General features: G+C 41.1%; 24 protein-coding genes and 2 other annotated features (1 of these 26 cut by a window edge). Of the genes, 5 read left to right on the top strand and 19 right to left on the bottom strand.

Translation table 11 applies throughout. The features are described from left to right. Positions 1 to 85, bottom strand: a binding site (T-box leader) (it extends 134 nt beyond the left edge of the window). A 64-nt stretch (positions 86 to 149) separates the two neighbouring features. The 5 genes from M4974_RS04610 to M4974_RS04630 all read right to left on the bottom strand — a co-directional run bounded on the left by M4974_RS04610 (position 150) and on the right by M4974_RS04630 (position 5,613). After that, complete coding sequence (locus M4974_RS04610) at positions 150 to 974, bottom strand: energy-coupling factor transporter transmembrane component T family protein (protein ID WP_248706417.1); 825 nt, start codon at positions 972 to 974, stop codon at positions 150 to 152. Beyond that, a complete protein-coding gene (locus M4974_RS04615; protein ID WP_248706416.1) occupies positions 967 to 2,646 on the bottom strand; it encodes an ABC transporter ATP-binding protein in 1,680 nt (559 codons plus the stop codon). The genes M4974_RS04610 and M4974_RS04615 overlap by 8 nt, the downstream gene beginning before the upstream one ends. A gap of 22 nt (positions 2,647 to 2,668) precedes the next feature. Next, positions 2,669 to 3,226 carry an ECF-type riboflavin transporter substrate-binding protein gene (locus M4974_RS04620; protein ID WP_248706415.1) on the bottom strand — a complete coding sequence of 186 codons (558 nt, stop codon included), beginning with the start codon at positions 3,224 to 3,226 and terminating at the stop codon, positions 2,669 to 2,671. A 2-nt stretch (positions 3,227 to 3,228) separates the two neighbouring features. Next, the gene (locus M4974_RS04625) at positions 3,229 to 4,074 is read right to left on the bottom strand and encodes an SAM hydrolase/SAM-dependent halogenase family protein (RefSeq protein WP_248706414.1); all 846 of its coding nucleotides are present in this window, start codon (positions 4,072 to 4,074) and stop codon (positions 3,229 to 3,231) included. Positions 4,075 to 4,144: 70 nt separating this feature from the next. Further along, positions 4,145 to 4,397, bottom strand: a binding site (T-box leader). Positions 4,398 to 4,449: 52 nt separating this feature from the next. After that, entirely contained in the window at positions 4,450 to 5,613 is a 1,164-nt protein-coding gene (locus M4974_RS04630; protein WP_248706413.1) for a PTS transporter subunit IIC, read from the bottom strand. 795 nt (positions 5,614 to 6,408) lie between these two features. Here M4974_RS04630 and M4974_RS04635 point away from each other — a divergent pair. The 3 genes from M4974_RS04635 to M4974_RS07905 all read left to right on the top strand — a co-directional run bounded on the left by M4974_RS04635 (position 6,409) and on the right by M4974_RS07905 (position 8,086). Then, the gene (locus tag M4974_RS04635; RefSeq protein WP_248706412.1) at positions 6,409 to 6,861 is read left to right on the top strand and encodes a hypothetical protein; all 453 of its coding nucleotides are present in this window, start codon (positions 6,409 to 6,411) and stop codon (positions 6,859 to 6,861) included. Between the two features lie 450 nt (positions 6,862 to 7,311). Beyond that, on the top strand, positions 7,312 to 7,812 hold the full coding sequence (locus M4974_RS04640) for a DUF805 domain-containing protein (protein WP_248706411.1): 501 nt from the start codon (positions 7,312 to 7,314) through the stop codon (positions 7,810 to 7,812). A 130-nt stretch (positions 7,813 to 7,942) separates the two neighbouring features. Further along, complete coding sequence (locus M4974_RS07905; protein ID WP_353961322.1) at positions 7,943 to 8,086, top strand: SHOCT domain-containing protein; 144 nt, start codon at positions 7,943 to 7,945, stop codon at positions 8,084 to 8,086. 28 nt (positions 8,087 to 8,114) lie between these two features. On the opposite strand, the gene M4974_RS04645 is transcribed toward M4974_RS07905, so the two are convergent. Both M4974_RS04645 and menB read right to left on the bottom strand, forming a co-directional pair. Further along, positions 8,115 to 9,569 (bottom strand): o-succinylbenzoate--CoA ligase, encoded by a 1,455-nt coding sequence (locus M4974_RS04645; RefSeq protein WP_248706410.1) that lies wholly within the window; start codon positions 9,567 to 9,569, stop codon positions 8,115 to 8,117. 59 nt (positions 9,570 to 9,628) lie between these two features. Continuing rightward, complete coding sequence (menB, locus tag M4974_RS04650; RefSeq protein WP_248706409.1) at positions 9,629 to 10,450, bottom strand: 1,4-dihydroxy-2-naphthoyl-CoA synthase; 822 nt, start codon at positions 10,448 to 10,450, stop codon at positions 9,629 to 9,631. A gap of 121 nt (positions 10,451 to 10,571) precedes the next feature. Between menB and M4974_RS04655 the strand changes: the two genes are divergently transcribed. After that, positions 10,572 to 10,973 carry a PaaI family thioesterase gene (locus M4974_RS04655; RefSeq protein WP_248706408.1) on the top strand — a complete coding sequence of 134 codons (402 nt, stop codon included), beginning with the start codon at positions 10,572 to 10,574 and terminating at the stop codon, positions 10,971 to 10,973. Between the two features lie 10 nt (positions 10,974 to 10,983). On the opposite strand, the gene M4974_RS04660 is transcribed toward M4974_RS04655, so the two are convergent. The 9 genes from M4974_RS04660 to M4974_RS04700 all read right to left on the bottom strand — a co-directional run bounded on the left by M4974_RS04660 (position 10,984) and on the right by M4974_RS04700 (position 22,480). Beyond that, positions 10,984 to 13,764 (bottom strand): cation-translocating P-type ATPase, encoded by a 2,781-nt coding sequence (locus M4974_RS04660; RefSeq protein WP_248715792.1) that lies wholly within the window; start codon positions 13,762 to 13,764, stop codon positions 10,984 to 10,986. A 112-nt stretch (positions 13,765 to 13,876) separates the two neighbouring features. Further along, positions 13,877 to 15,196, bottom strand: coding sequence for a 2-hydroxycarboxylate transporter family protein (locus tag M4974_RS04665; RefSeq protein WP_248706406.1), 1,320 nt, complete (start codon positions 15,194 to 15,196; stop codon positions 13,877 to 13,879). A gap of 79 nt (positions 15,197 to 15,275) precedes the next feature. Continuing rightward, the gene (locus M4974_RS04670; RefSeq protein ID WP_248706405.1) at positions 15,276 to 16,073 is read right to left on the bottom strand and encodes an alpha/beta fold hydrolase; all 798 of its coding nucleotides are present in this window, start codon (positions 16,071 to 16,073) and stop codon (positions 15,276 to 15,278) included. Continuing rightward, complete coding sequence (gene citG / locus M4974_RS04675; RefSeq protein ID WP_248706404.1) at positions 16,073 to 17,473, bottom strand: triphosphoribosyl-dephospho-CoA synthase CitG; 1,401 nt, start codon at positions 17,471 to 17,473, stop codon at positions 16,073 to 16,075. The genes M4974_RS04670 and citG overlap by 1 nt, the downstream gene beginning before the upstream one ends. 62 nt (positions 17,474 to 17,535) lie before the next feature. Next, positions 17,536 to 19,074, bottom strand: coding sequence for a citrate lyase subunit alpha (citF, locus tag M4974_RS04680; protein WP_248706403.1), 1,539 nt, complete (start codon positions 19,072 to 19,074; stop codon positions 17,536 to 17,538). After that, positions 19,064 to 19,975: a citrate (pro-3S)-lyase subunit beta gene (gene citE, locus M4974_RS04685; RefSeq protein WP_248706402.1), complete on the bottom strand. Its 912-nt coding sequence runs from the start codon at positions 19,973 to 19,975 to the stop codon at positions 19,064 to 19,066. The genes citF and citE overlap by 11 nt, the downstream gene beginning before the upstream one ends. Then, positions 19,975 to 20,268, bottom strand: a complete 294-nt coding sequence (citD, locus tag M4974_RS04690; protein WP_089937759.1) for a citrate lyase acyl carrier protein — start codon at positions 20,266 to 20,268, stop codon at positions 19,975 to 19,977. The genes citE and citD overlap by 1 nt, the downstream gene beginning before the upstream one ends. Beyond that, complete coding sequence (gene citC, locus M4974_RS04695; protein WP_248706401.1) at positions 20,258 to 21,322, bottom strand: [citrate (pro-3S)-lyase] ligase; 1,065 nt, start codon at positions 21,320 to 21,322, stop codon at positions 20,258 to 20,260. Before citC ends, citD begins: the two co-directional genes overlap by 11 nt. Positions 21,323 to 21,328: 6 nt before the next feature. Further along, positions 21,329 to 22,480 (bottom strand): NAD(P)-dependent malic enzyme, encoded by a 1,152-nt coding sequence (locus M4974_RS04700; protein ID WP_248706400.1) that lies wholly within the window; start codon positions 22,478 to 22,480, stop codon positions 21,329 to 21,331. Positions 22,481 to 22,736: 256 nt separating this feature from the next. On the opposite strand from M4974_RS04700, the gene M4974_RS04705 reads away from it, so the two are divergent. Further along, entirely contained in the window at positions 22,737 to 23,681 is a 945-nt protein-coding gene (locus M4974_RS04705) for a sugar-binding transcriptional regulator (protein WP_248715793.1), read from the top strand. A gap of 28 nt (positions 23,682 to 23,709) precedes the next feature. On the opposite strand, the gene M4974_RS04710 is transcribed toward M4974_RS04705, so the two are convergent. Genes M4974_RS04710 through M4974_RS04720 form a run of 3 tightly spaced genes read right to left on the bottom strand, consistent with a single transcriptional unit; the run spans position 23,710 to position 26,367 of the window. Beyond that, positions 23,710 to 24,378, bottom strand: a complete 669-nt coding sequence (locus M4974_RS04710) for an energy-coupling factor transporter transmembrane component T family protein (protein ID WP_248706398.1) — start codon at positions 24,376 to 24,378, stop codon at positions 23,710 to 23,712. Next, positions 24,375 to 25,772 (bottom strand): ABC transporter ATP-binding protein, encoded by a 1,398-nt coding sequence (locus M4974_RS04715; RefSeq protein ID WP_248706397.1) that lies wholly within the window; start codon positions 25,770 to 25,772, stop codon positions 24,375 to 24,377. Before M4974_RS04715 ends, M4974_RS04710 begins: the two co-directional genes overlap by 4 nt. Positions 25,773 to 25,794: 22 nt before the next feature. Next, the gene (locus tag M4974_RS04720) at positions 25,795 to 26,367 is read right to left on the bottom strand and encodes an ECF transporter S component (protein WP_248706396.1); all 573 of its coding nucleotides are present in this window, start codon (positions 26,365 to 26,367) and stop codon (positions 25,795 to 25,797) included. Positions 26,368 to 26,449: the final 82 nt, after the last annotated feature.

Below are 26,449 nucleotides of genomic sequence, written 5' to 3' on the forward strand. Positions count from 1 at the left end.
AACTTTCTAACAAGAATGTTTCACACTAACCAACATTTCACTGACTTGTCTGATAAGTTTACTACTTCTTAATCAACGTTTTATTATTAATTACTCATTATACTACCACGTATTTTTCAGATTACAAGTACTTTCTTAAAAATAATTAATTATGAAAAGGGGTTCCAATAACGACTATGGTTAATCATCATTAGGCCAATTCCTAATACTAAGAATCCTAAAGCTAATATTAAGGCAATGGCATCTAGTTTACCAAAGGATTGTTCATAGTACCAAGAACGTTTTTTCCCTTTACCAAAGCGCCGTAGTTCCATGGCCTGGGTAACTTCATCAATTTGATCTAGAGTAGAAAAAATTAAAGTGGTTAAAATTCTAACCACCCCGGTAATCTTTTGTGTCCAGGATGATTTTTTAGAAATATTATAACCACGGGCCTCTTGGACCTTTTTAATCATGAAAAATTGGCGTTGAGTATTAGGAATATAGCGCAAAGTAATCGTAACGGCGTAGGCCACGGAATACGGCACCCCAATCCGATTTAAACCGGCGGAAAACTGACTGGGGTTAGTGGTAAATAAGAAAATCAAAGCTAGTGGCAAGCTAAACAAGTACTTTAACAAAACCATGGCTTCATAGAGTAACTGCTCTTGGGTCAAAGCGTAAGGTCCACTGCTCAAAATAAAGTGCTGACTACCAAATAAATGCACCCCGTACTGGGGAGCAAAAACATAGATCAAAATTAGATTTAACAGGGCAAAAATAACTGTCAAAATCACAATGACTCGAATTTGCTGCCAACTGATTTGAGCCTGCCATAAGCCCAATAAGGCGATTACCGTTAAGAGAAGTAAATACCGAATATCAAAACTCAGCACGCCACTAATCGTTAATAGTAAGAAAATAATTAACTTCGCACTGCCAGTTAAACGATGAAAGACGGTTTGTCCGGTTTGATAACCAAATAAATTATCCACGTTTTCCCCCCTTTCCAACGGTTACACCCAAACGTTGGGCCAAAATATAGTCAGTTGGCTGACACAACTCAGCGAGGGCTACCAACTCTTGATTAGCTAACAGTTCTCCCGGAGTCGTATCAGCGATTAGTCTTCCCTGATGGAAAGCCAGGACACGACTGGTCCATTCTTGCATAATATTGACGTCATGGGTCACCATCACAATCGTCATTCCGGATTGATTTAACTTTTGTAGCAGGGTCATTAATTGTTGAGCGTGTTGATAATCTTGACCAGCCGTGGGTTCATCTAAAATCAAAATTTTAGGTTGTAAAATGGCAACACTTAAAATTGATAAACGCTTTTTTTGACCAAAACTCAAAACATTAACTGGCCAATTACGAATCTCATATAGGTTGGCCCATTTTAAATATTCCTGAACTTCGGCAGTAATTTTATTATCATCAACTCCGCGTAGTCGTAAACCAGCCGCAACTTCACCAAAGACCGTTGTTTCAATCAACATTTCAACCGGATTTTGGGCAACATAACCGATATAATCGGCCCGTTCCTTCAAAGTCACCTGACTTAAATCAACTTCTGGCTCCTGATTTAACCTAATTTCACCCGTTTGCATTGGTAAAAATCCAGCTAGTAAGCGACTTAAAGTCGACTTACCAGCACCGTTAGACCCTACCAAGGATAACCATTCTCCTTGGTGTAAAGTAAAGTTAATATTGCTAAAGACGGTATGATTTTGATATTGATAGCTCAAATCTTTAATAGTAAGAATCGGACTAGTTGTCTCGACCGACTGGCTCATTTGGCGAGCTAAATCCCGCTCCAGATAGTTTTTAAGATTAGGACCGGTGACCTTTTGAACATCATCAATCTGTTCTAACTCGTCTAAAGGATAACCTAAATCTTGTAAGGATTGAATATACTTGGGATTAGCTAACCCATAATCTGGCAAAATTGACCGTTTTAGTAATTCAGCTGCCGATCCTTGATAGGCAACTTCTCCCTCTTGGAGTACTACAACTTGATCAACAGTGTGTCGCAAAACATCTTCAACTCGATGTTCAATAATTACAACGGTCAATCCCAACTCTGCCTGTAACTCATCTAACAGGGTCAACATTGCCTGTCCACTGGCCGAATCCAAACTGGCCAAAGGTTCATCAAAGAGCAAGATGGGGCTGTCGCCGGCTAAAACCCCAGCCATAGCAACGCGTTGTTTTTGACCACCTGACAATACCTGCGGCGCTAAATCTAATAATTCTTCCAAACGTAAACGCTGTGCCCATTCTTTTACCTTAGTAACCAGCTGATCATGGCTGTCGTTATCATTTTCCAAGACAAAAGCAATATCTTCAGCTACCGTCATCCCGACAAACTGCGTATCTGGATTTTGTAAAACTGTGCCAATCTTTAAAGACCGATCAAAAATACTATCTTTATTACTTAAATGTCCGTCAATGTAAATTTCGCCCTGTACTTCACCGGGCTCCGAATTTGGAATAACACCATTCAGCAAAGCTGCCAGGGTGCTTTTTCCGGAGCCCGAAGGGCCAACAATTAGTGTCCGACTCCCCTTTGGAATCGTCAGGGAAATATTTTCCAGCGTTGAATTTTGCTGAACATCGTATTTGAAAGTAACTCCTTTAAATTCTAATGCCGCTGCTACCATCATTTTTCCCTTCGTCCTTATTTACTCAATCTTCTTTAACTAGGTGCCCTTTTTGAACTTTATTTTTCGTATAAATGCCCAGTAAAGCGGTGCCAATTACAGCAGTTGAAATAATGTTAATCACAGTACTCAGTAATCCCTGCACAATTACTTTGTTGGCTGGTTCGCTATAAATGAAAATATCAAGAACTGGGGCGACTACCGTCCAAGCAACGATATTGGCTCCCGCTTGCCCTAAGTTGAAGTACCAAGCTTTACGCGTTGTTAATTTTCCTTGTAATAATTGGGCTTTTTTAATGAGCAAACCAAAAATCAAAGCATAAATACCATCCGCAATCACCCAAGACCACCAAATCGAACCATAAGAAATGGCATCGTTTAAGCTATGACCAATTACTGCGACTAGAAAACCAACTAACGGACCAAAAATTACCGTCAACAATGACAGCCAAGATTGGGCCACATTGACCTGGGTATTGGGAATTCCAGTCGGAATGGCAATAAATTTAAAGAGAATCAGAAATACTGCCGCCCCAATTCCAATTGCAACCACACTCCGTGTCGATAGCTTATTTTTTTTCATCCTTATCGCTCCTTTTCAATTTCAATTGTCCAATTTTGACCGGCTGAGACGTGATTTTCACCAGCAAAACTTCCCATACGAATGGCTACTCCTAAAGTATAAACGGAATTAATGTAAAGGAGTGATTCCCCAGGCTTAACGTCTGCAAAAGTTTTGACATATGGGAGAACTTCTTCGTGTTGCAAGACGTTTTCATGATAAACGCGAATGCGATAAATTTGACCGTATTGAGCCTTTAACTGATCATCCCATAATTCCTGACTAATGTTAGTCCAAAGCGAACCAAAGTTGACATCGGTAATATCAATGTTAGCTTTCAAGACCCCATCGGTTACCTGAGGTAGATTTAGTGGTAAGGTCACGATTTTTTCTACCGGTAGTACTGCGCCCACATCTTCAAACTGAATTTGTCCAGCAGCCAAACGAGCACCGTTATAAACGTAGATATCACGACCATGGAAGGTTGAAGATTTTTCTGAACCAGGTAAACGATCAATGGACTCATCAATTACCCGTACTGCTTCAATGCCATACAAATTATTTAGATGAGTTAAAGTCCCATTATCAGGAGTTACCACAAAGTGTCCGGTATTAAGCTTTGCGACTAAAGACAGGCGTTTTGAACCAACACCTGGATCAACTACTGATACAAATACAGTTCCTGGACGCCAGTATTTAACCGTCTGGGCTAGACGGAAGGAAGCTTCAAAAATATTAAAGGGGGTAATCCCATGGGTTAAATCAGCCACCTGCAGATTGTGGTCAACTTGGTCCGCCACCCCATACATGGTCGAAACTGCCCCATCATTTAAACCAAAGTCCGTTTGTAATACTACGTGTTTTGCCATATTTTTTCTCCTCATTGCTCTTCCTTGATAATTACAACCAATAAAAAACCCGAGGACTTCTAGAAGAAATCCCCGGGACGAATAATGGTCGCGTTACCACCCAGTTTTAAAGTGACATCACTGTCACCCACTCATTAAGTACAGCTTTACAGCGATACCTGTCCGCGATAACGGGCGTTCCCGAGTTCTGCTTGCTACACAATTGCAACTCACAAAACTAAAAGCTCCAAGACCATTTTCTAAGATGTTAGTTGGCTGAATTGCACCAATCATCAGCTCGCTAGGCAACTTTCATCAAATACTTATCTTTTCTTCACTTAAATAATATATTTATGATAAAACACTTATTTTTAATTGTCAAACAATTTGTGAAAATCAAATCATTTCTAAGTGCAAAGCCCCCGACTTAATCCAGCCAATCTTACGCATAATCCGATAGGCAATAAAGGAAACTATCACTGGAATCGCTACACCACAGGCCATATAGGCAATAAACATGTTCATACTCTTACCAAATAAAGCTAAAGGAACAATGAAAGAGTTAAAGCCAATCCCAGCCATTGCAAACGGTACAGAGACATGGAACATGATGGTTGCCATCGGTGCGGCAATCGCTGCGCCAATCATTGGTGGAATTAATAACATTGGATTTTTAATAATGTTAGGGAACTGAATTTTAGGGGTCACAATTCCTTGGGCAATCGTTGCTCCAATTTTGTTTTCTTGGAATGACATTGCTGGATAACTAACAAAAACAGCCGTAGTTCCAATCAAAATTGCACCCGATGCAGCTGAGGAAGTCACCCCTGTAGCACCAATTGCTACTGCTAAAGCAGCGGCTGAAGCCGGTGTCATCGTCATTGCCCCAAAGACCATCGCCACACAGGCAGTGCCTAGAATCGGATTGACATTGACGCTAGCGGTAATCATCTCCCCCATGCTAACCAAGATGGGCGTCGTAACAATTGCTAAATAATAACCAGCAACCGTCCCAACAATCGTCGTCAATGCCGGGACAATCACCATGTCCAAGGGTGTTTTCCCACTTAACCAGTTACCAAACAAAACGGCAATCAAGCCGGCCATTACCGCTGAAATCGGCTGTCCGGTGGTCATAATTGCTGATCCAGGAATCTGAGTGCCAGCAAAACCAGTCGCCGTTACCGCTTTTAAGCTTTGACTAGTGAAAAAAACGGCATTGGCACCAACCGTTGAAGCGGCCATCGCTGAAAACATGACCATCGTATTGGACTTCATTTGTGAGGCAATCGCAGCGCCAAAGGCCGCTGGCAACATTATTTTAGTAATCGCACCCAATTGAATCATTGGTGCCCAGTGAATAAAACCGGCGATAGTTTGCAGCAACAATCCCATCCCCAAAGTCACCAAAATGGCATTGGAAACTGCGGCCGAAACGTTATAAACGATTTCACGCACTGATTCTTTTTTAGGTGCAACAGACCCGATAGCAGTCTTAGTCGCTTCTTCAAAATCCTTAATATCAATGTTTTCAGTTACTGGTTGTCGTGTATTATCCATCTGTTGCTCCTTTTTCTTACCCTTACCATGAAAAAAGCCCTAACAAGCGAACTTGTTAGGGCAAAAAATTTAAGCTACCTAACCAGCTGCTAAGAATTGAATTCCTAGCAACCGGCACAAAAACCAACTTACTAGGAGTTACCGAGCAAGCTGAGCAAGAGGTTGATTGACTTAGTTGATGACACTACTTTAAATGTTGACATAACAATTCCCCCTGCTTGTTTTTTTATGATGACTTCATTATATAAATTAGAATTTAATTAGTCAATACTTATTTTTTAATTTTATTCTCATAATAAAAAACGTACCGACTTTGTCGATACGTCCGGACTGCGAACAATATTCGCAGACACTTTCCGTGGCCGAGGCCATCAGATCTGTGTCGCCCTTGTTTCCTTTACAAGGGCGACACGATCTGTTGAGTATTAAATTCTAACAAATCGTATCACCCCCTTTCCTAGAATATAGATATTATACACCATAATGACGATTGAAAGATTATAAATCATATGTGAAAATAAACATAAAAGAATGTATAGTTGCTGCATTTATATTGAATTTTTTGTAACTACACTACTAATTAAATCAAGCCCCATCCATTAGATTAACAACGACTATATACAATAGTTCACGAGCGTGCTCGTACTAATTTTATGAATTTAACAACTGTGATAAACATTGGCCATTAAAAAATATGCTGGCCTAAAAATAAATTGAATACATTGCTAATCATTTCAATATTTGAATGAATGTCCAATTGACTGATTAACATTAAAAGCTGTTGGGAGAAAGGATTTGAAACAAGATGAACGTAAGTTTCTAGGAGTTTTAACAATTGTATTTGGTGGAATTGGCTTAGCTTTGTCATGGATTCCGATTTTTGCGATGTCGACTTCAATCGTTGATTTGGTTGCAAATACCTTCGCTTTGTCATGGATTCCAATTATTAGGAACGTTGCTTTCTTCTTTGGAATAGTAGCTTTAATTTGGGGGATTATTGCACTATTCATTAATAGAAAGAACAAGAAGACACTAGCTCTAGCTATGATTGGAACTATTATAGCTGAAGCTTCTATTTCACTAGTATTAATCAGCACTAGTACTACTGCTGATTTTGCTTGCGTTATTTCTATCACTTTTTTAACAGTAGCATTAGGCACTCAGTTCACCTATTCTCACGCTTTGAATAAGGCTACTGATCAGATTAACAGGTCTACTGATAGTTCAAGCAAATCAAAAAAGATATAAAAACATATCATGTCGGAGATACTGTTGCTTATGAGAACGCTGAATATAAGGTCAACAAAGTTGATATAATTGATGGTGCCCAATATACAAAGCCTGATAACGGTAAAAATATGTAATCGTTAATATTACTACTACAAACAAATCAGATAGTAAGACAGATTATAACCCTACTTACTTTGCTATTGATAAAAATGGTAAACAACCTGATGGTACTATCAGTGGTCCAACTAGCGTTGAAAAACATCATAGTGGTTCATTGGATCTAATGCTAGTGTTACCGGTAAACTATGGGCGAGACTTCGCCAGAAAGTAAATTAGCGCTTGTATATAACGAATCTTCTAAGGACACAGATGGTGCGTTTAAGATTAATTTGAACTAAATAAAAAGTCCCACGGGGCCTACATACGTGCCGCATTCACGTTAAAAGGCATCAAATAGAGAGGTATTGTATGATCTCAATGACACAGGCATTTAAGAACTTTTGGAAGAACTATGTCAAGTTTATGGGGACCGCTACAAGAGCAGAATACTGGTGGATGGCTCTTTGGGCTGCCATTACTACTGTAATTTGGATTATTATCACTACTATCCTAGCTGTTATAGCAGTCAGTTCCGGCAGTAAGGATATTAACGACACCAATACATTTTTTGAATTTATTGGGCAATTTCCAGTTACCCTAATTATTTGGGGATTAATTAGTCTCATATTTTGGTTATCTATTTTAATTCCTAGTTGGTCATTATCTATTCGCCGGTACCGTGATACTGGTTTAAATGAGATTCTAGTTTGGATTATCTTTGCAGTAGGATTGGGAACTTCTTTCTACTCCCATGGAAACAGTTATGAAACATTCATTGCACCCGGGCTAGTAAGTCTCGTCCAGTTAGTCATCACGCTACTTCCGTCAGGAACACTTACTGATATCAAATTCATCGGTAGAAATAAATAAAAAGCCCCGCGGGGCCTACATAGAGATCAAGTATCAAAACTTCAAAATATTATTTTTTACAACGTGACCTTCTCACACCGTATCTTTAATATTTTAGTTACAATAAGAAAGAATGGTTCACATAGAAAACATGTTAAACAAGCAAACACCCCAAAACCACGACAGCTGTACTACCAGTTACAATGAGCTCCTAAAACTCAAACAACTCTTAAACGATGGTGTTATCACCAAAGAAGATTTTGAAACTAAGAAAAATCAAATTTTAGGTGTATAATCCATCTTCTAGCCACTAAAAAACGCCCTCACTGGGGCGCTTTTTTCATATTTTGATATTCAGTCACTAAGCGATAACGCTGAATTTTACCACTGGCCGTTCTAGGCCAATCATTTGAATATTCAACAAAATCACGGGGTACCTTATAGTGGGCCAATTGTTCTCGACCATAATTTCTTAAGTCAGCCGCCGATAAAAAGGCATCTAACTTAAATTTAACCAAGGCCACCGGCACCCTGCCCCACTGGGTATCTGGCACACCGACCACGACAATATCTTCAACTTCTGGTAAATTACGATAGACGGCTTCGATTTCCTGGGGAAAGACATTTTCTCCACCTGATGAGATCATATCCCCCTGCCGACCTTTAATATAGATGAATCCCTCATCATCCTGCCAACCTAAATCACCGGTTTTAAACCAACCGTCATCAAAACTAGCCTGATATTTATCGGCTTGATTCAAATAGCCGACCGCAATATTAGGCGCTTTGACTTCTAATTGGCCAAGACCCTCACCATCTTGTTGGACAATTCGCAAGCTAACTGGAAAAAGCGGTTTACCGACCGAACCTAATTTTCTTTGGGCATCGCGGGGGCTCAAAGCAATGATTTGAGAAGCAGTTTCGGTCATGCCATAACACTGAGTAATTGAGATACCACGAGCTTGACTAGCAACCAAGGTCTCTTGTCTAACCGGTCCGCCACCGAGTAAAACTTGGCGAAAGCTGGTTGGATAAGACTGATTTCTTGGTAAATCCGCCAACATTTTTTCTAACATAACTGGTACTAGGGAAATAATCGTTCCTCGGCCAGCTAGCAAATCCGCATTAATCTGATGGGCATCAAAGTGATCATATAATCGAACCGGTATGCCATAAATCAAGGATCGCATCATAATCGAAAAGCCACTAATATGAAAAATCGGTACAGCTGCCAGCCAACAGTCATCTGGTAACAACCCCAAGTTCAAAACTGATCCCATGGCTGAATAAAAATGATTGCCAAAGCTTTGTTGAACTCCCTTTGGCCGACCAGTTGTCCCCGAAGTAAACATGATGGAAGTAACCTGGTCCTCGTTAAAATCAGCCAAAATCTCTGCTGGCTGCCCCTCTAATTGGCTTAGATTCTTAAAAGAAAATTGCTGCGTTCCGTTTAAATTGATATCAAAAGCATCATCTTGGACAATTTGAGTCAGCTTTGCTTGTTCAATTTGATCCTCTAGTTCCGGTTTAGCCAAACGACGGTTTAATAAGACCAACTGCCGGCCTAACTGTTGTAGAGCCAAAATTGTTACATAGCCAGCCAAACAATTCGTAGTTAAGACTCCAACTCGCGGATTCTTATCTAAGATACTTATTAATTGTTGAGCTCGTTCAATCACAATCTGTTCTAATTGCGCAAAGCTATACTGTTTATTATCAGCAATTAAAGCTAATTGATTCGGTTTCAAATCAGCTTGTTTATGTAACCAGTTTTCCATGAATATTTCCTAACTAAAAAATCTCCGCCACATTGGCCAGAGATTCTAATAACACACTTTTAAGGGAAAGTTGGGAATTGACCAAAATCAGGATTACGTTTTTCCAAAAAGGCATTCCGCCCTTCCTTCCCTTCATCCGTCGTGTAAAAGAGCATGGTGGCATCACCAGCTAACTGCTGCAAACCGGCCACGCCATCAGTATCAGCGTTCATCGCAGCCTTGATAAAACGCAAGGCCGTGGGTGACTTTTTCAATAATTTGTTCGCCCACTCCAAGGTCGCTGTTTCGACCTCAGCCAAAGGTACCACACGATTAATCCAACCCATTTCTAGGGCTTCTTGAGCAGAATAGAATTCATCTAAGAACCATACCTCTTTGGCTCGCTTATGCCCAATCACCCGAGCTAAATAAGCCGAACCATAACCTGCATCAAAGGAACCAACCATTGGACCAGTTTGGCCAAATTGAGCGTTATCAGCAGCCACCGTTAAATCACATACTAGCTGCAAGACATTCCCACCACCAACAGACCAACCACGTACCATGGCAATCACGGGCTTAGGAATAATCCGAATTAGGCGTTGCAAATCCAAAACGTTCAAACGCGGAATTTGGTCTGGTCCTAAATATCCCCCATTTCCCCGAATTGATTGATCGCCACCGGAAGAAAAGGCCAAATCACCGGCACCGGTCAAAATAATAACGCCAATGCTAGCATCATCACGACAAAAATTAAAAGCATCAATCATTTCTGATACCGTTACCGGCGTAAAGGCATTGCGCTTTTCAGGACGATTAATTGTAATTTTAGCAATCTTGCCCGTTCGCTCAAATAAAATTTCGGCATATTCTTTAATCGGTGTCCATTCAACCGTGGTCATTGTTTGTCCTCACTTTTGCGTTAATTTTCAAAGAAAGTTAATATAATTGATAATAGTTTTATTCTAACATTTTTCATTAAAGCATGTTTAAATGGGCGCTCAACCCTAGAAAGAGAAAAATATGTCTGTTGCCACTGCTCTAGGTATTAAAATTATTAAAGTCAGTCCCAAATTAGTTGAACTAAAATTACCAATCACGTCCGCTGTTCAACAGCCTTACGGCGTGGTTCATGGCGGGATCAACGCCCTTTTGGCCGAAGAAGCAGCTAGCCTGGGTGCTAATGCTGTTTTACAAGCAAATCAACGTACTAAGGAAGCCGCCGTGGGTGTTGATTTAAATGTTAACCAGTTACAAGCAGTCAGCTGGGGAACTTTAATCGCCCAAGCAATCCCACTGCATTTAGGCTACCGACTCCAAACTTGGCAAGTTAAAATTTATGAACAAGACAGTCAAATCACGACCGCCTTTGCCACCCTCCGCTTGACCAGCCAAACAATTTCTCAAGAAAAGCCCTCCAAATGAAGTGCTTTTTTTAATTTTGATTAAGTTTTAGGTAGTACTTGCGAACAATCCACTTTCGTAATTCTTCCAACAAAATCAAAGGAATCGGAATAGCTAGCAGGAATAGCCACTCTTGTAATCCTAGTGCATGAGTATTAAAGACTGACTGTAAGAATGGTAAGTAAATAATTAACGAGATTAAGGCAATCTCAAAGACAAGCCCAGTAATAATATGACGATTACTAAAAATACCAATCTTGAAGACTGACGTATATTTAGTCCGCGCATTAATGGCAGCTGCTACCTGACAAAAGACAATCGCCGCCAAGGTAATCGTCGTTGCTTCAGCATAAATGGCGCCAGAACTAGCTAAAGCGTGTTTTGGCCAACCATAGGCATAGTTAACAAAGAAATAAGCCGCCGTCGATATCAAAGAAGCTATTAAACCATACAGACCAAAGGCTTTCCAGATAATTGATTTATTAAGTAAGTGGGCTGAACGAGAACGAGGGGGTTGCTGCATAACGCCTGGTTCACTCTTCTCCGAGCCAAGCCCTAGCGCTGGCAGCATATCAGTCCCCAAATCAATGGTTAGAATCTGCATAACCGTCAAGGGAAGTGGGATAAAACCGCCAGAAAAGAGAAATAACACTGATGGAAAAGCCTCTGGCACATTGCTATTCAAAATATAAAGCAAAAACTTTTGAATATTACTATAAACAGTCCGCCCCTCTTCAATCGCAGCAATAATTGAAGCAAAATTATCATCGGTTAAAATCATGTCGGCGGCATCTTTGGCAACATCTGTTCCAGTGGCCCCCATGGCAATCCCGATATCGGCCTGCTTTAGGGCTGGGGCATCGTTAACCCCATCGCCAGTTGAAGCCACAATTTCGCCATTGGCTTGATTGGCCTTCACAATTCGATATTTTTGCTCAGGAGCAACCCGAGCAAAGATAACTTCGCCCTTAACAGCCTGACGCAAATTCTCATCTGACATGGCCGTTAACTCATCGCCAGTAATCACACGGGCCTGATCAGAAACCAAACCAATTTTAACCGCGATACTTTTCGCCGTAATTGGTCCGTCCCCAGTCACCATGATAATTCGAATTTGAGCCTGATGAGCCTTTTTCACGGCTTCATAAATTTCTGGTCGAGGAGGATCAGCCATAATGGTTAGCCCAACAAAGGTTAAATCTTTTTCAGTATTAGCAATGGTACAATCAGCTAGATTTTGGCTAGTTTCAGCGGGCAAATCACGCACTGCAATTGCTAAAGCCCGCAAACCTTGGGCCGCATATAGCTCATTAGCCGCCTGAATTTTTTGGATATCATTGGTCGTAATTGCCCGCACCTGCCCATCAACTAAAATTGATTGACTAATGGCTAAAATACCATCCAAGGCCCCCTTGGTGTACAGGGTCAATTTTCCATTACTAGCTTGGTTAATTGTTGACATCCGCTTACGATCTGAATCAAAGGCCAAAGTCTTCAGTCGTGGATTAGCGTCTTTGAGAGTGGCGCTAGCCAGCTGATATTTTTCAGTTAAGATGACCAAGCCGGCCTCAGTAGGCGTCCCTACAATTTGAGCCTGTCCACCTGGTTGACTGATTGGCTTAACCGTTGTGTCATTATTTAAAGCAATCGCCTGCATTAACAAATCTAGATCTGGATTTTGTCCAGGTTTTACAACTTGTCCCTGATCCAATACTTGACCATTGTCCACATAGCCTTCGCCACTAACCGCATAAACCTGATCTGGCAACCAAATGTGATTAATCGTCATTTGATTTTGTGTTAAAGTACCAGTTTTATCCGAAGCAATGACCGTTGTTTCTCCTAGAGTTTCCACGCTATTCAAATTTTTAACCAGCGCATGTTTTTTGGCCATCCGTTGAACCCCTTGGGCCAACGACAGGGTAACCGTTGGTAGCAGACCTTCAGGAATAAAGGCCACAACCATCCCTAAGGCAAAAATAAAGGACTGGACTACCGGATAATGAACAATAAAAACAGCCGTTAAGAAGAAAGAAATCCCAATCAAAATAGCAATCATGGATAATTGACGAGTTAGACGGTTTAACTCTATTTCCAAGGGAGATGGCTTAGACGTTTGGCTTTGTGTCAAACGGGCAATCTTACCAAATTCAGTATTCATCCCTGTCTTTAAAGCAACTGCTTGTGCATTACCAGAACTAGCCACGGTTCCAGCAAAAATGATATTATCCTCATCGAAACGACCGGAACCACGGTGATAGGTCGCTTTTTTATCACGCAAATCAGACTCACCGGTCAACGCTGATTCATCAACCTGAAAAGAATCAGAACTAATAATCCTAGCATCAGCCGAAATACTATTCCCAGCGGCAATTACTATAAGATCTCCCGGTACAATGTCAGCCGTATCAATTTGAACCGACTTCCCATCCCGAATAACGGTCGCCTGAGTAGGTAACATTTTTTTCAAGGCATCCGAAGCTTTTTGAGCTTGATCTTCCTGCCAGTAACTAAAAAGCCCATTAATAATATTAACGGTCCAAATGGCAATCCCTAATTCAGGCATCTTGGCAAAAATCGCAATAAAACCACTCACCCAGAGCAAACCCGCCATCAGGCTCGTGAAATTTTTAAAAAACTTCCATAAACGATTACCAGTTTTAGTCGCTGTAATAACATTAGGGCCGTATTTACTGCGCTGCTGCTGAACCTGATTAGCATTTAAACCAGTAGGGCTACTGTCGACTGCTTGATAAAATTCGTCTAACGGTAACTGAGCGAACTGATCATTAGTTTTGTTTTCTTCGATCATTACATTAATCTCTTTCTACTTTATTACCAACCTTTACTTCCATTTTAATACTTTAGCTTGTGAATAAAACTTTAATCTAAAAATAAAAAAACAGCCACAGCTGTTTTTTGTTTTAATGCATTAGAGCAACTAAGATTCCCGAAACAACCAGTACCAAGGCTCCACCAATTCGGTTTCCCATCTGAGCAAAGGCAATCAAGTTCATCCGGTCGGAAGCAGCCAAAACTGAAACATTTCCTGTGCCACCCATACTGTTGTTAGCAAGACCAGCAGCAATCACTGACTCAACTGGATATAGGCCAAAGAGCTTACCCAAGAAACCACTAGCAAGTGAAATAGTAATAATACTAGTTAAGCAAAGGACCACAAACTGCCAGTTCAAGGCGCTCATCAACTGGTGTACGTCCAACAAGGATAGTCCAACCCCAGTCAACAAGGCATGCGTCATGTTCTTAACAATTAATTGACCAAACATAACAGTGGCATCTTCATAATACTTAGGTAAAATACCAGCAGCCTTAGCCAGCACAATCAACAAGATAATAAAGGCATAGGCATTAACACCAGGCACGACCTTATTCAAAATTGTACCCAACATGAAGAAAGAGATTGAAACCATCATTCCAACACCCATCTGCATGTAATCGGGTACCAATTCAGCAGCTGGCTTTTTTTGCTGACTTTCTAGGTCATTTAGGATTTCCCCGTGACCATTATACTTACTATTAGCAAATAACTTAGAAATCAAACCAGCACTGATAATGGCTAACAAGTTACCCAAAACAACGGCTGGGAAAAGCTGTGACAAAATCCCATTGGCTGAAACGCCCAAGGCCTTGGCATAAATACCAGACATAGGTACGATTCCAGCACCCACACCACCAGACATAATTGGCAATGATACATACAAAATCGAGTGGTTAAAGCCAGCGCCGATTAGCATACCTACTAAGCCGACTACCAATCCAGTCACAGCCATTGAAATGAAGGCCACTGGCAAGAATCGAACGGCAGCTTTTAGCAGTTCCTTACGATCCATTTTAAAAATCGAAGAAGCAATCAATGAGACGATATATAGTCCCAAGAAATCCATCTTATTAACAAAGGTTGAAGCCGTAACTACTACTGAATGTGGTACGACACCGGTTGTGGCCAAAATAGCAGCCCCTAGGATAGTGAAAACCGCCCCACCACCTAGATAAGAACGAAAAATTGGTAAGTTCGCTCCCAAGTAGTACAAAATGTGCCCCATTAATACTAGGGCAAAAATCGCCCCAATCATGGTCTTGGGTAAGACGTTATATCTAATCGCAATAATGAGCAATATACCCATCAAGAAATATGCAACTAGACCAATGCCACTGACCCGAATTTTATCCCATTTGCTCAAAAGCGCCTTAAACCCGCTCTGAGCCTCCTGATTATCCGTCATATTTTCCTCCTAATGACACAGCATATAAGTTATACACGTCGCTCATTTTATCACATAAATGTGCAAAAAAGAACAACTATTATAACTTTATTAACTGTAAAAATCTAACCACTTCTTCATCAAAAACAGCTGGACACTCTAAATGAATTAAATGCCCACTAGTTGGCACTAACACCATCCTCGAATCGCTGTTTAACAAGGGCTTAATCGCCTCTTGATAGCCAGTCCGCCACAGTGGTGATTGCCCCCCTACCATAAATAACTGAGGCAGCGTCACATCATACAAGGTTCCACGCCAGTCCTGACACAAATGATTCACTAGCAACGGATAAACCAAGTCCTCATTGAAGGGATGCAATTTTTTTTGCTCAATCAATTGTTTCTTTAAATCGGCACCCACTGGCAAGACGGTCATTTTATGATGCATAATAGTTGGCGCCAACAGTGGTAAATTCTCCCAACTAATATCAAACAAACCATTTGGCCAATCTGGTGCATTTAATAACTGCGGTGATTCGTCAACTGCCACGACTGCTTTGATTTTAGCTTGCCCAAACAAGGACAGATAGGCCCAGATAACACTAGCACCCATCGAATGTCCAATCAAGACCACCTGATCCAGTTGTAAGTAGGTTATTAATTCTTCTAAATCAGCGGCTAAGCGACTAATGCGTAAATTTTTGCTGGTTCGTGTCGACTGACCATGGCTACGCCAATCCATTGTCACCACTCGATAACCCTGTTGACTAAAAAATTCAACTTGCTCCTGCCATTCCAACTGTGTACCAGAAAAACCAGCCCCAAAAATTAAAACTGTTCCCGTCCCACCGGTATCTTGATAGGACAAGGATACGCCATCGTTTGTTTTAAAACGCATCATACTACTCCTTGTAAACGAGCCAAAAAGATGGTTAAGACCAAAGTATCGGCAGCCCCGCCTAGGCTTAAATTACGTTTAATAAAGTCTTGATCTAGGTTAGCCAAGAAAGTACGGCCAGCTTCACGCTGACTGCCTCCTAAAGCAAAATATTCAGCCGACCATGCCCGCATTTCTGCTAAAATTGCTGGGCTTCCAGCCCTTTTTATTAGCGTTGAATCAGCTAATTGACCAGCAATTAGCATTAAAGTATCTAAATAACGTTGATTATCAGCACCGGTTGCCTGACCTAAAAATGGTAGCGCCAATTCAAAAACCATCGGAAAGGCCTGGGCTGCCTCTCCCCGAATACCAGTCAATTGATAACGCTGATATTGCTGCTGACCAGCGGTCAAAGCTTTTTGCTCTGCTAAGCCCTGCTGCAAATCAGTTGCTACCAAATTAGCGGTCATCGCCTGAATGGTCTGACGTAATTTACCAGCATGACTTGGTCCAGTCCGAGTAATCTGGGCTAAAGCCGCAATCATAATACCTAAGGAAAAAATTAAACCCTTATGGGTGTTAACGCCCTGCGTTGCTAAATACATCGCCTGTTCCGCCTGTATACCAGCTTGGCGGACTTGTTCAAATAAACTTGTTAAATCCGTTCCTTGAAAATTATGTCCCAGCTCAAAAGCTTGGACAAAGTACGGCCTTAAGGCCAAACTACTTTCAATAAAGGTAAAAGCCGTCATATCCTGATGAGAACCATTACTAGCGGGATCAACCAAACCTGGTTTAGGGGTCACGGTCACCTCATCCAGTAGAGCCGTCAAAGCCGCATTGATAACTGTATCCTCTCCCCAGTTAAATAAATAAAAGTTCTCTTGGTAGTAATTAGCATAAAGACTGTTGATGACCTGGTAAGCCTCCATCAAGGAATGGCGCTGGATTTTAATACAACTTTTAGCATCTTGATTACAAATCAAACAGGTCCGAGGCGCAAAGCCCAAATCTTGACGTGATAGTTGATATTTTTCATCCTGACCAGCCATCAAATCCACATCAAACAAACGCCCCAGTGGAAAATTATCTTCAAATTTAATGGTCAATTGTTTTAGCGCAGATAAGTTACCTGTAACCACCAAAAAGGCTTCCGGCCCAGTATTTAAGTTGGCTTCCATCCGACTATGTTCAATCACTTGGCCAGTCAACTGACTCAGTAAAACTCGCCATCCGGTTTGAAAAATACGTGCCAAATAATCGTTATTTTTAATCGGACCCGGAATATTTAACTTAAAGCTGATGACAATCTTATTAGGATAGCGCTGTTCTAATTGATTTTGATAATGACTCCGCTTTTCACGCTGTAATAAAACAGCACTTAAATCAGTGGATTTGCCCTTAGAAAAAATATTCATAAACATCCTATAAAATTATGTACCCAGGCCACTAAATGGCCCGACTGTTGCATCAATAACAATTAATCTTTGACTTGCTTAATGACATCAATCAAAGTACCATCACGATATTCTGCCAAAGCAACTACTCGATCAGTAAACTGCAATGGTTCTGGGGTTCCCACAATCTTTTGGGCCCGTTCTTGCAGTTCTTCAATCGTATAGATTGGCAAACCAGGTACCTTCGAGAGAGCTTCGATCAAGTCAGTACGCTTAGGATTAATGGCTAATCCAATTTCAGTCACGACTACATCAATTGAATCACCTGGTGTAATTACAGTGGTCACATCTGGCACGATAGTCGCAATTCGACCACGAACCAATGGAGCTGAAATAATTGTCAACTTAGCGGTAGCAGCATCTTGATGGCCACCAATGGCACCACGAATAACACCATCTGACCCTGACATAACATTAACATTGAACTTGGTATCAATTTCCAAAGCTGACAAAATAGCAACGTCCAACTTATCAACCATTGCCCCCTTGTTAGCTGGATCAGCATACCAAGAAGCATCGATTTCTTGTTGATTAGGGTTAGACTTCATTGAAAAAGCAGCGCCCTTATCAAAGTCTTGGACATCCATAATCTTTTTAACAAGACCTTCTTCCAACAAATCAATGGTTGGCTTGGTAATACCACCCAAAGCAAAGGAAGCTGTAATGTGATTATCCAACATGGCTTGACGCAAGAAACGCGTAACCGCCAAAGCTGCTCCACCTGAACCAGTCTGGAATGAGAAGCCTTCCTTAAAGTACGGTGAATGGATGATGACATCATTTACCATCTTAGCGATTTGAAGTTCTTTAGGATCCTTAGTAAAACGAGTGGCACCTGAACCGATTTTATCCGGATCACCAACCTTGTCGACCTTAACAACATAATCAACTTGCGTTTGCTTAATTGAGGCTGGAGTATTTGGATAAGGCTTCAAATCATCAGTAATCAAGACCAAAGTATTGGCATATTGGGCATCCATCAAAGCATAACCCAAAGAACCAAAGGCAGTCTCACCATTCATTCCGTTAGCATTTCCCATTTCATCGGCGTTTGGTACACCCAAGAAAGCCACGTCAATCTTGATATCACCATTTTCAATGGCTCGGGCACGACCACCATGCGAACGGAAAATTACGGGATTCTTCAAGGCACCGTGAGAGACAACATCTCCTAAACTACCACGCATTCCTGAAGAAGTAATGTTGGTAACAACCCCTTTTTCAATAGCTTCAACCACAATATCATTCATAACATTGGTCAAAGAAGAAGGCGCAAGTGTTAGGTCCTTTAGGCCATGGTCAATAATACTACGCATTACCATGTTGAAAACAAAGTCTCCCTCACGGAAATGATGGTGGAATGAAATCGTCATGCCATCGCGGACAGTTTCTTCCACAATTTTATCAATTGATTCAACAACCTTATTTGGACCAGTGGTTGCTTGAACTTTCGGTGCCACGCGTTGGTTAACTTGGTGACCATATTCAACGCTTTCAAAGGGCTTGTAACCAGTGCTGGCTAAAATTTCATCTGGTATTTCGCGATTCACTTTATTTTTCAATGTAGTTTCCCTCCGAATCCACTAAATTGTTAGCCTTAGCTAACCGCATTACACGTTCTGCCCGCAAAACGACTGGTCGATCAACCATCTGACCATTCATAGCGATAACACCAGAACCCTTACGACGGGCTTCCTCAATGGCAGCAATCACGTTTTGAGCATTCAAAATTTCCTTAGCAGTTGGTTGATAAACTTCGTTAACCATCGCGATTTGGCGAGGATTAATCAAAGACTTACCATCAAAACCAAGTTGGTGAATCAAGCGTGTTTCACGATAGAAACCTTCAGTATCATCCAAATTAGTAAAGACCGTATCAAAGGCGGCAATGCCAGCTGCTCGGGCAGCATGTAAAATTACATTACGGGCATATAGCAATTCTTGACCATCAGGGTAACGATGAGTCTTCATGTCAGTGGTGTAATCTTCAGCTGAAAGAGCGATACCAATCATCCGATCTGAAGCAGCCGCAATTTCATTGGCGTTTACAACACCCTGAGCTGATTCAATCGCTGCCATCAAGTGAGTTGAACCAACTTCACGACCGAATTCCTTTTCGGCAGATTCAACTAACTGCTCCAACTCTTTAATCATTTCAGCGGATTCAACTTTAGGCAAACGAATGACATCAATATTAGCCTTAACCATGGCCTTAATATCATTTTCATAAAAAGGTGTGTCCAAACCGTTGATTCGAACGACCAATTCAGCATTACCATAATCAACAGTTTTTAAAGCTTCATAAACTAGATAGCGGGCAGCGTCTTTTTCGGTAATTGACACAGCATCTTCCAAATCAAACATGATTGAATCAGCACCGAAAATTCCAGCATCTTTGACCATAGCCGGGTTATTACCGGGCACAAACATCATTGTCCGACGTAAACGTTCTTCAGCAACCATTAAATCACCTTCCAATCTGGCTCATCAGCCATGTCCAAGGCCCGTTGTACAACCGTAATTGCTCGAGCCTTAACCACCATATCCAAGGCCCCCTTGTCAACAACTTTAACCTTGGCATCATGGATATCATAGGTATTCAATACATCAGTAATGGTGGCTTGAATAGCCTTTCCAAACTGTTTAGCGACATCAGAAACCAAATCAAATTCTAAGCCATTACTACCTTGGCTCAGCATAATTTGGATATCTGAGGATTCTAATGTTCCCGCCATAGCGGTTTTCTTAATTTCCATTAATCTGCTGTCCTTTCTCAATTCGCGCCTGTAATTGGGCTAAGTGTCCGGTGATAAATTGCCCAGTGGTAGCTGGTACAAGGTTTTCCCAACCAGCTTGATTGCCCTGAGCAATGGCCTGCCGAACGTCCCGGGCGGAGACAGTTGCTTGATTGCCATCTGCTGCCAAACGGGGCACGATAATCACATCGACTGCCGGTGGCAATTCTTTTTGCAACGTTTCGTTATAAATATTAGTTGTATGAGATTGTGGCTCACTGCCCAGATAGCGACGATCAATCCGCAAAGCTGGCGCAATGTTATTTTTAAATAATCGTGCATCCAAAGTTGTCTGATAGCCAATCACTTGATCCGGATTCTTAATGAAATACGATGGAAAGCTCAAGAAACTAACCATATAATCGCCACCATTAACAACCACTACATTTGATAAATCAGCACAACCAGCGATAACTAAGTCCATTCGTTCTTGGGTTGTAAAGAGTGAGGCATCCTGATTAACCACAAAGACATAAACAAAATCATTGGCTTGAGCGGCCTGTTCTACTAAGTAACGATGGCCCTTGGTAAAGGGATTCGCATTCATCACAATACTAGCAATATTTTGAGCCTGTTGGGGTGCCTGAGGTAAATTAGCTAGGTAATCATCAATATTGGGCGTTCCTCGTTCTAATATGACACCGGTTGGACTATCTGCTAGGCTTTTAAACCCAACGTGTTCGAAACTAACCCGATATTCTGGCTTGGTGAAAACAAAAGCATGAAAGCGTCCCCATTGGGCCATTTGATTTAATAAGGCCGTAATCAAAGTGTTAAAACGAGCTCCCTTTTGGTCACTCCCCTTATCACATACTGCGATGTATTTGATTACTTCGTTGGCAATGGAACCTGTACCGACTAAGTTTTCCGACTCGTCATACATCCCCAAAGTAATCTCTATTTGAGCTAACTCCTCGGGCACAAAATTATCAACCCCACGAGCAGTTAGAAAATTTTCCCAAACCTTTTTTAAACGTGATTGTTGCAAATAAATCGGCCGAATAACTGCTGTCATAACTGATTAACCTTGAGCCTTAGCGTACTCAACCACCTTTTGGCTAACCGCAGCCACAACTCCTTCGCTAAAGACACCAGGAACGATATCATCAGCTTTAGGATTTTGAACCAAGTCGGCTAAACCTTGAGCAACGTTAACCTCTAAATCCATGTCAACATGCTTCAAATCAGTCGCTAACAATCCCTTAAACAAACCAGGGAATACCAAAACATTGTTAACTTGATTAGGCCATTGTGATGAACCTGTTGCTACAACTGCCGCTCCACCAGCTTGTGCCTCTTCAGGCAAAATTTCCGGTACGGGATTGGCTAAGGCAAAAACAATCGCCTGATCCGCCATTTGGGCCACTTGCTCACTAGTCAAAACATTGGCATCGGACAAACCGATGAAGACATCTTGTCCAGCAATTACTTCATCTAGAGTTGATCCTGGCGTTTGAACAACTTCTTGGGCAATTTGACGTTGGAATTCGTTATAACGCATATCGTCAATATGCACGACCCCGTGGATATCAACCAAGGTTAACTTTTTAGCACCAGCAGCTAACAAAATCTTAGCTGTAGCAACACCGGCAGCCCCCATCCCATTAATTAAAATGTTCATATCACTGAGATGCTTACCAACCACCTTAGCCGCATTAATTAAAGCAGCCAATACAACAATGGCGGTTCCGGTTTGATCATCGTGATAAACCGGAATATCCAATTCTTCGCTTAAACGCTTTTCAATGTTAAACACCCGTGGAGCTGCAATATCCTCCAAATGGATTCCAGCAAAAGAAGGAGCCATATTTTTAACGGTATTTACAAATTCATCTTCACTCACCTGATTCAAAGCCATTGGAATCGCGTCTACGTTGGCAAAGTTCTTGTAAATCAGCGCTTTTCCTTCAACAATGGGCAATCCGGCCGCTGGTCCAATGTTTCCTAGCCCCAAGACAGCCGATCCATCAGTAATGATTGGAATTAACTTCCCACTCATAGTATATAGCTTCTTTTTTTCAGGATTAGCAGCGATTAACTTTGCTAAACCTGCTACTCCAGGAGTATAAGCCTCCCCTAAATCAGTATTTGTCTTAATATCGAATTCGGATTTGATGTCCAAAACCCCTTGATGGGCTGCGTGAATATTAAGGACTTCGTCCATATCTACCATGCATTTTCTCCTTACTTTTTTCTAATCAATGTAACCCGCTTCACAATTATTATTTTAGTTGGATTGCAGCCAAAAGTAAAGGTAACTTTTTGAAAAATTAGATTAAATAATCTTATTTTTAAAAATTAAAATGAATTTAGCTGAATTAAAAATCCCAATTAAAAATAAAGTGACTTATATCACTTTATTTTTGCTTGTTAAAAAATGTTAGTTTATACTACTTTATAAATGAATTTAACGGGATGGAGATTCTTACATGGTAACCACTAATGTCCTAGCTCAAATCGCTGAGGACTACTACTTAAATAAAAAATCTTTTGGTCAAATTGCTGAAAAATATGACCTCAGCCGCTATTTAATTAATAAATATCTCAATGAGGCGGTCAAAACTGGCGTAGTGAAGATTGAAATCACCGCCCTAGCCAGCCGTAATCCTCAACTTGAACAAGTCTTTAAAGAGGAATTCCTGCAAACTAATTGCTATATCATTCAAGATAGCACCACTTCAACAGCTACCGAGGAATCTCTATCTAAGTATGCTGCTAACCTCTTGGTTAAACATTTACTGGATAATGATCATATTGTTGGGGCAGCTTGGGGTGATACCATGCTTAGCCTAGTCGAAAGTATTAGTACTGCACCATTGGATCAAATTAAGTTCACCCAATTTATTGGTGATAATATGAAATACAATTCTATGGCCGGAGCCATGCCAATTGTCGAAAAAGCGGCCAAAAAAGTCGCCGGTGAGTTCTTAACCTTACCAGCACCACTGTATTTAGCCAATGATGACTTGCGTCAAAACCTGACTCAGGAACCTTCTTTAGCTAATACGCTCAACATGGCGGCTAAGATGGATACACTCATCACTGGAATTGGCACATTGGCCTCTTTACAATCAATTCCAATTTGGCATGATCATATGGACCAACTCTTTCCGAATTTAGCTAGCAAACAAATTGCCGGTATGATTTATGGTCGGCCATTTGATAGTCAAGGACGTATCCTTAATCCAAACCAAGATAAGGTTTTTGGTCTATCACTTGATCACATTTTACAAGTTCCTAAACGAATTTGTTTAGTTCGGAGTAAATCCAAGTCCCAAGCAACCTTAGGCGTTTTACGGGCTGGCCTCGTCACTGATTTAATTTTTAGCGAGTCGCTCGCCTACCGGATTTTAAATGAAAATGATTATATTTAAAAGCCGTTCAATTAATTGAACGGCTTTTTTAGTAGATATGAAATAAGATAATACTAGCGGGCCAAGCCAGGCTAACCACAATAATAATAAGCCAGCCAAAAGGCCAGTATGGATATAAACGATAATGAGAACGTTGGCCCCCTTCTTGGAAACCACGGGCCGTCATCGCCATTGCTAGACTTTCTGACCAAATTAAAGCTTGAATAATCGCTTTAAAATATAAGGTTGGCGAAAAAATTGATAGAGACTGCCCCCGCATCAAGCCGGCCGCTCGAATACTTTGTAAGGCCTGTTTAAAACGAGGAATAAAACTTACTGCCCCTAAAATACCATAGACAAAAGTCGTCGAAAGTCGTAAATTTTGCTCTAAAGAAGCCATTAACTCGTAAACATCTAATCGGTAACTGAACCAAGCACCAACATAGACAAAAGTTAAAATTCGACTGGCCATAACGCCACCAAAATGAAAGTTTTGGCTGGAAGTGCCAGAGCCATAAAAATAAAAGGACAAAAAGGTACCAGCCATGGGAATTGCCGCCAACAGTAAATAACCCAGTAGCCGTTTTACAGAAATCCGACGCCATAATAGTGAAAGAATACTTAAGAATACTAGCAAGAGATTGGCCCAAATCGACTGCGTAAAGGCCACTTCCAATGAAATAGTCAATGAAAATATAAAACGCTGCGTCAAATTCATGCCCTTACCTCCTGACTATCGTTTAATTGCCCCGGCGTAAAGACAAGATGATAATCCAAAATTGGGACTAAAGGCTGAACTTGGTGCGAAATGATTACTAATGACAAGTGGCAAGCCTTCTGCACACTATCAATTAGACTAACTAAAATTTGAGCACTCTTTACATCCAGCCCTGCCAAGGGTTCATCTAACAATAAAACAGCCGGTGCCATAATCAACATCAAAAGAACCTGTAGCTTTTTTTGTTGTCCACCGGAAAGTATATAAACTGAGTGGTCACGATGATTCTCCAATTGTAAGGTCGCTAAAACCTGATCCACTCTTTCCTTGGTCCAATAATCTTTCTGGTTAGAACGAGCTAGTACTTGATTAAGTTCTTCTTGAACTGTAATGGTCAAAAATTGTTCCCGAGCATTTTGGAAAACTAAGGCCACCTGCTTAAAATATTTTTTACGGGAAATTTTGCTGACTAAATGTTTTTGATAAAACAACTCCCCCTGGTAGGGTTGTAATTTAGCTAAAGATTTTAATAGGGTCGACTTCCCCACCCCATTGGGGCCGGTAATTAGACTAACCGCATTAGCAGCTAGTTGTCCCTGATAATTTTCTAAGAGACCCTGTCCCCCACTACTTAGATTAAAAGCATTAAAGGTAAATAATGCTGCCGATGCTTGTTGTTTTGATAAGTGATAGCTTTGAGACTGCCAAGCAAAATTCCCCCATTGGTCTGGATTTTGCCATACCAACCGACGATCTTTGAGTTGATATAAGTTATTAATCAGGGGCAAATACCCATAGGCATCATGGTCTGAAACCAAAATGGCATAGCCCTCTTGAACCAATTCTTTTAAAAGGGACTGCAATTCAGCCCGAGCCTTGCTATCAACAGCTGCAAAAGGTTCGTCTAATAGTAAGTATTTAGCACCCAAGGCTAAGGTTTCTACCAGTGCAATTTTCTGGAGTTCTCCGCCTGATAGAGTGATAAAGGAACGATGATAAAAATCAGTCATACCAACCTTATCTAAAGCCCAGGCAATGCGCCGGTCAATTTCTTCAGCCGGTAAGGCCAGATTTTCTAAGGCAAAAATTAATTCCTCGGAAACAGTGGGCATGGCAAACTGTTCGTCTGGATGTTGAAAAAGTAAAGCTACTTTTTCAGCCCGTTGATTAGCCGGCAATTGACTGACCGAGGCTTGATCCAAAGTGATTTGTCCGCTAACTTGCCCACCAAACTGCGGATATAGACCAGCCATAGCCTTCAAAAAGGTGGATTTTCCACTACCAGAAGGTCCCATCAGCAGCGTGAATTCTCCCGAAGACAAGGAAAAATCCAAATTGTCAATAATCACAGTTTGATCATAAGCAAGGGTTAGATGCTGGGTTACTAAAGCCATAACTTTCCTCTTTGATTATTCTTTATCGCTTTTTTAAAATTTGTGATCGTTCCAAAAGGTTCACAATCCAATAAACCAACAATCCTGCAAAAATAAAAATTGATATAAAGCGGGCGATAAATAGAATCAGAAGCATTGACCAACTATAATGCAGGTAACCACTTTTAATCATCGACCAAGCAAAGGTGACAATCGTTCCCGTTAAAGTTGACAACCATAAACCAGCTTTCCAATTTCGATAACCAGTCAAAGCAAAACCTAATTCCGAACCAACCCCTTGAATCACACCAGACAACAAGGTGCTAACCCCGAAGGTACCACCCAAAAGCATTTCACCAGATGCACCTAATAGCTCCCCTAGGACACCGGCTCCAATTCGCCGCAACAAATAACTGGCTAACGGACCAGCCATCATCCAAGGGCCTAAAGTTAATTCGTCATTGAGCGGTTGTAAACCTACGGCCCCTAAAAGCACGCCGGTTACCTGATAAACTGAATCCATTAGCCAGTAAATTAAGCCAAAGGCAATTCCAATTAAGGCTAACCAGATAACCTCTTGTAAATGCCAGGTCGTTGACTTTGTTTCTTGTTGCATGTTCATTCCCTCCATTTTGCAAGAGGAACCACTGTGATTAACATAAAAACCACTGATTCCGTGCTAAAGAACACAGAAACCA

Source organism: Convivina praedatoris (assembly GCF_933208495.1).
GTDB lineage: Bacteria > Bacillota > Bacilli > Lactobacillales > Lactobacillaceae > Convivina > Convivina praedatoris.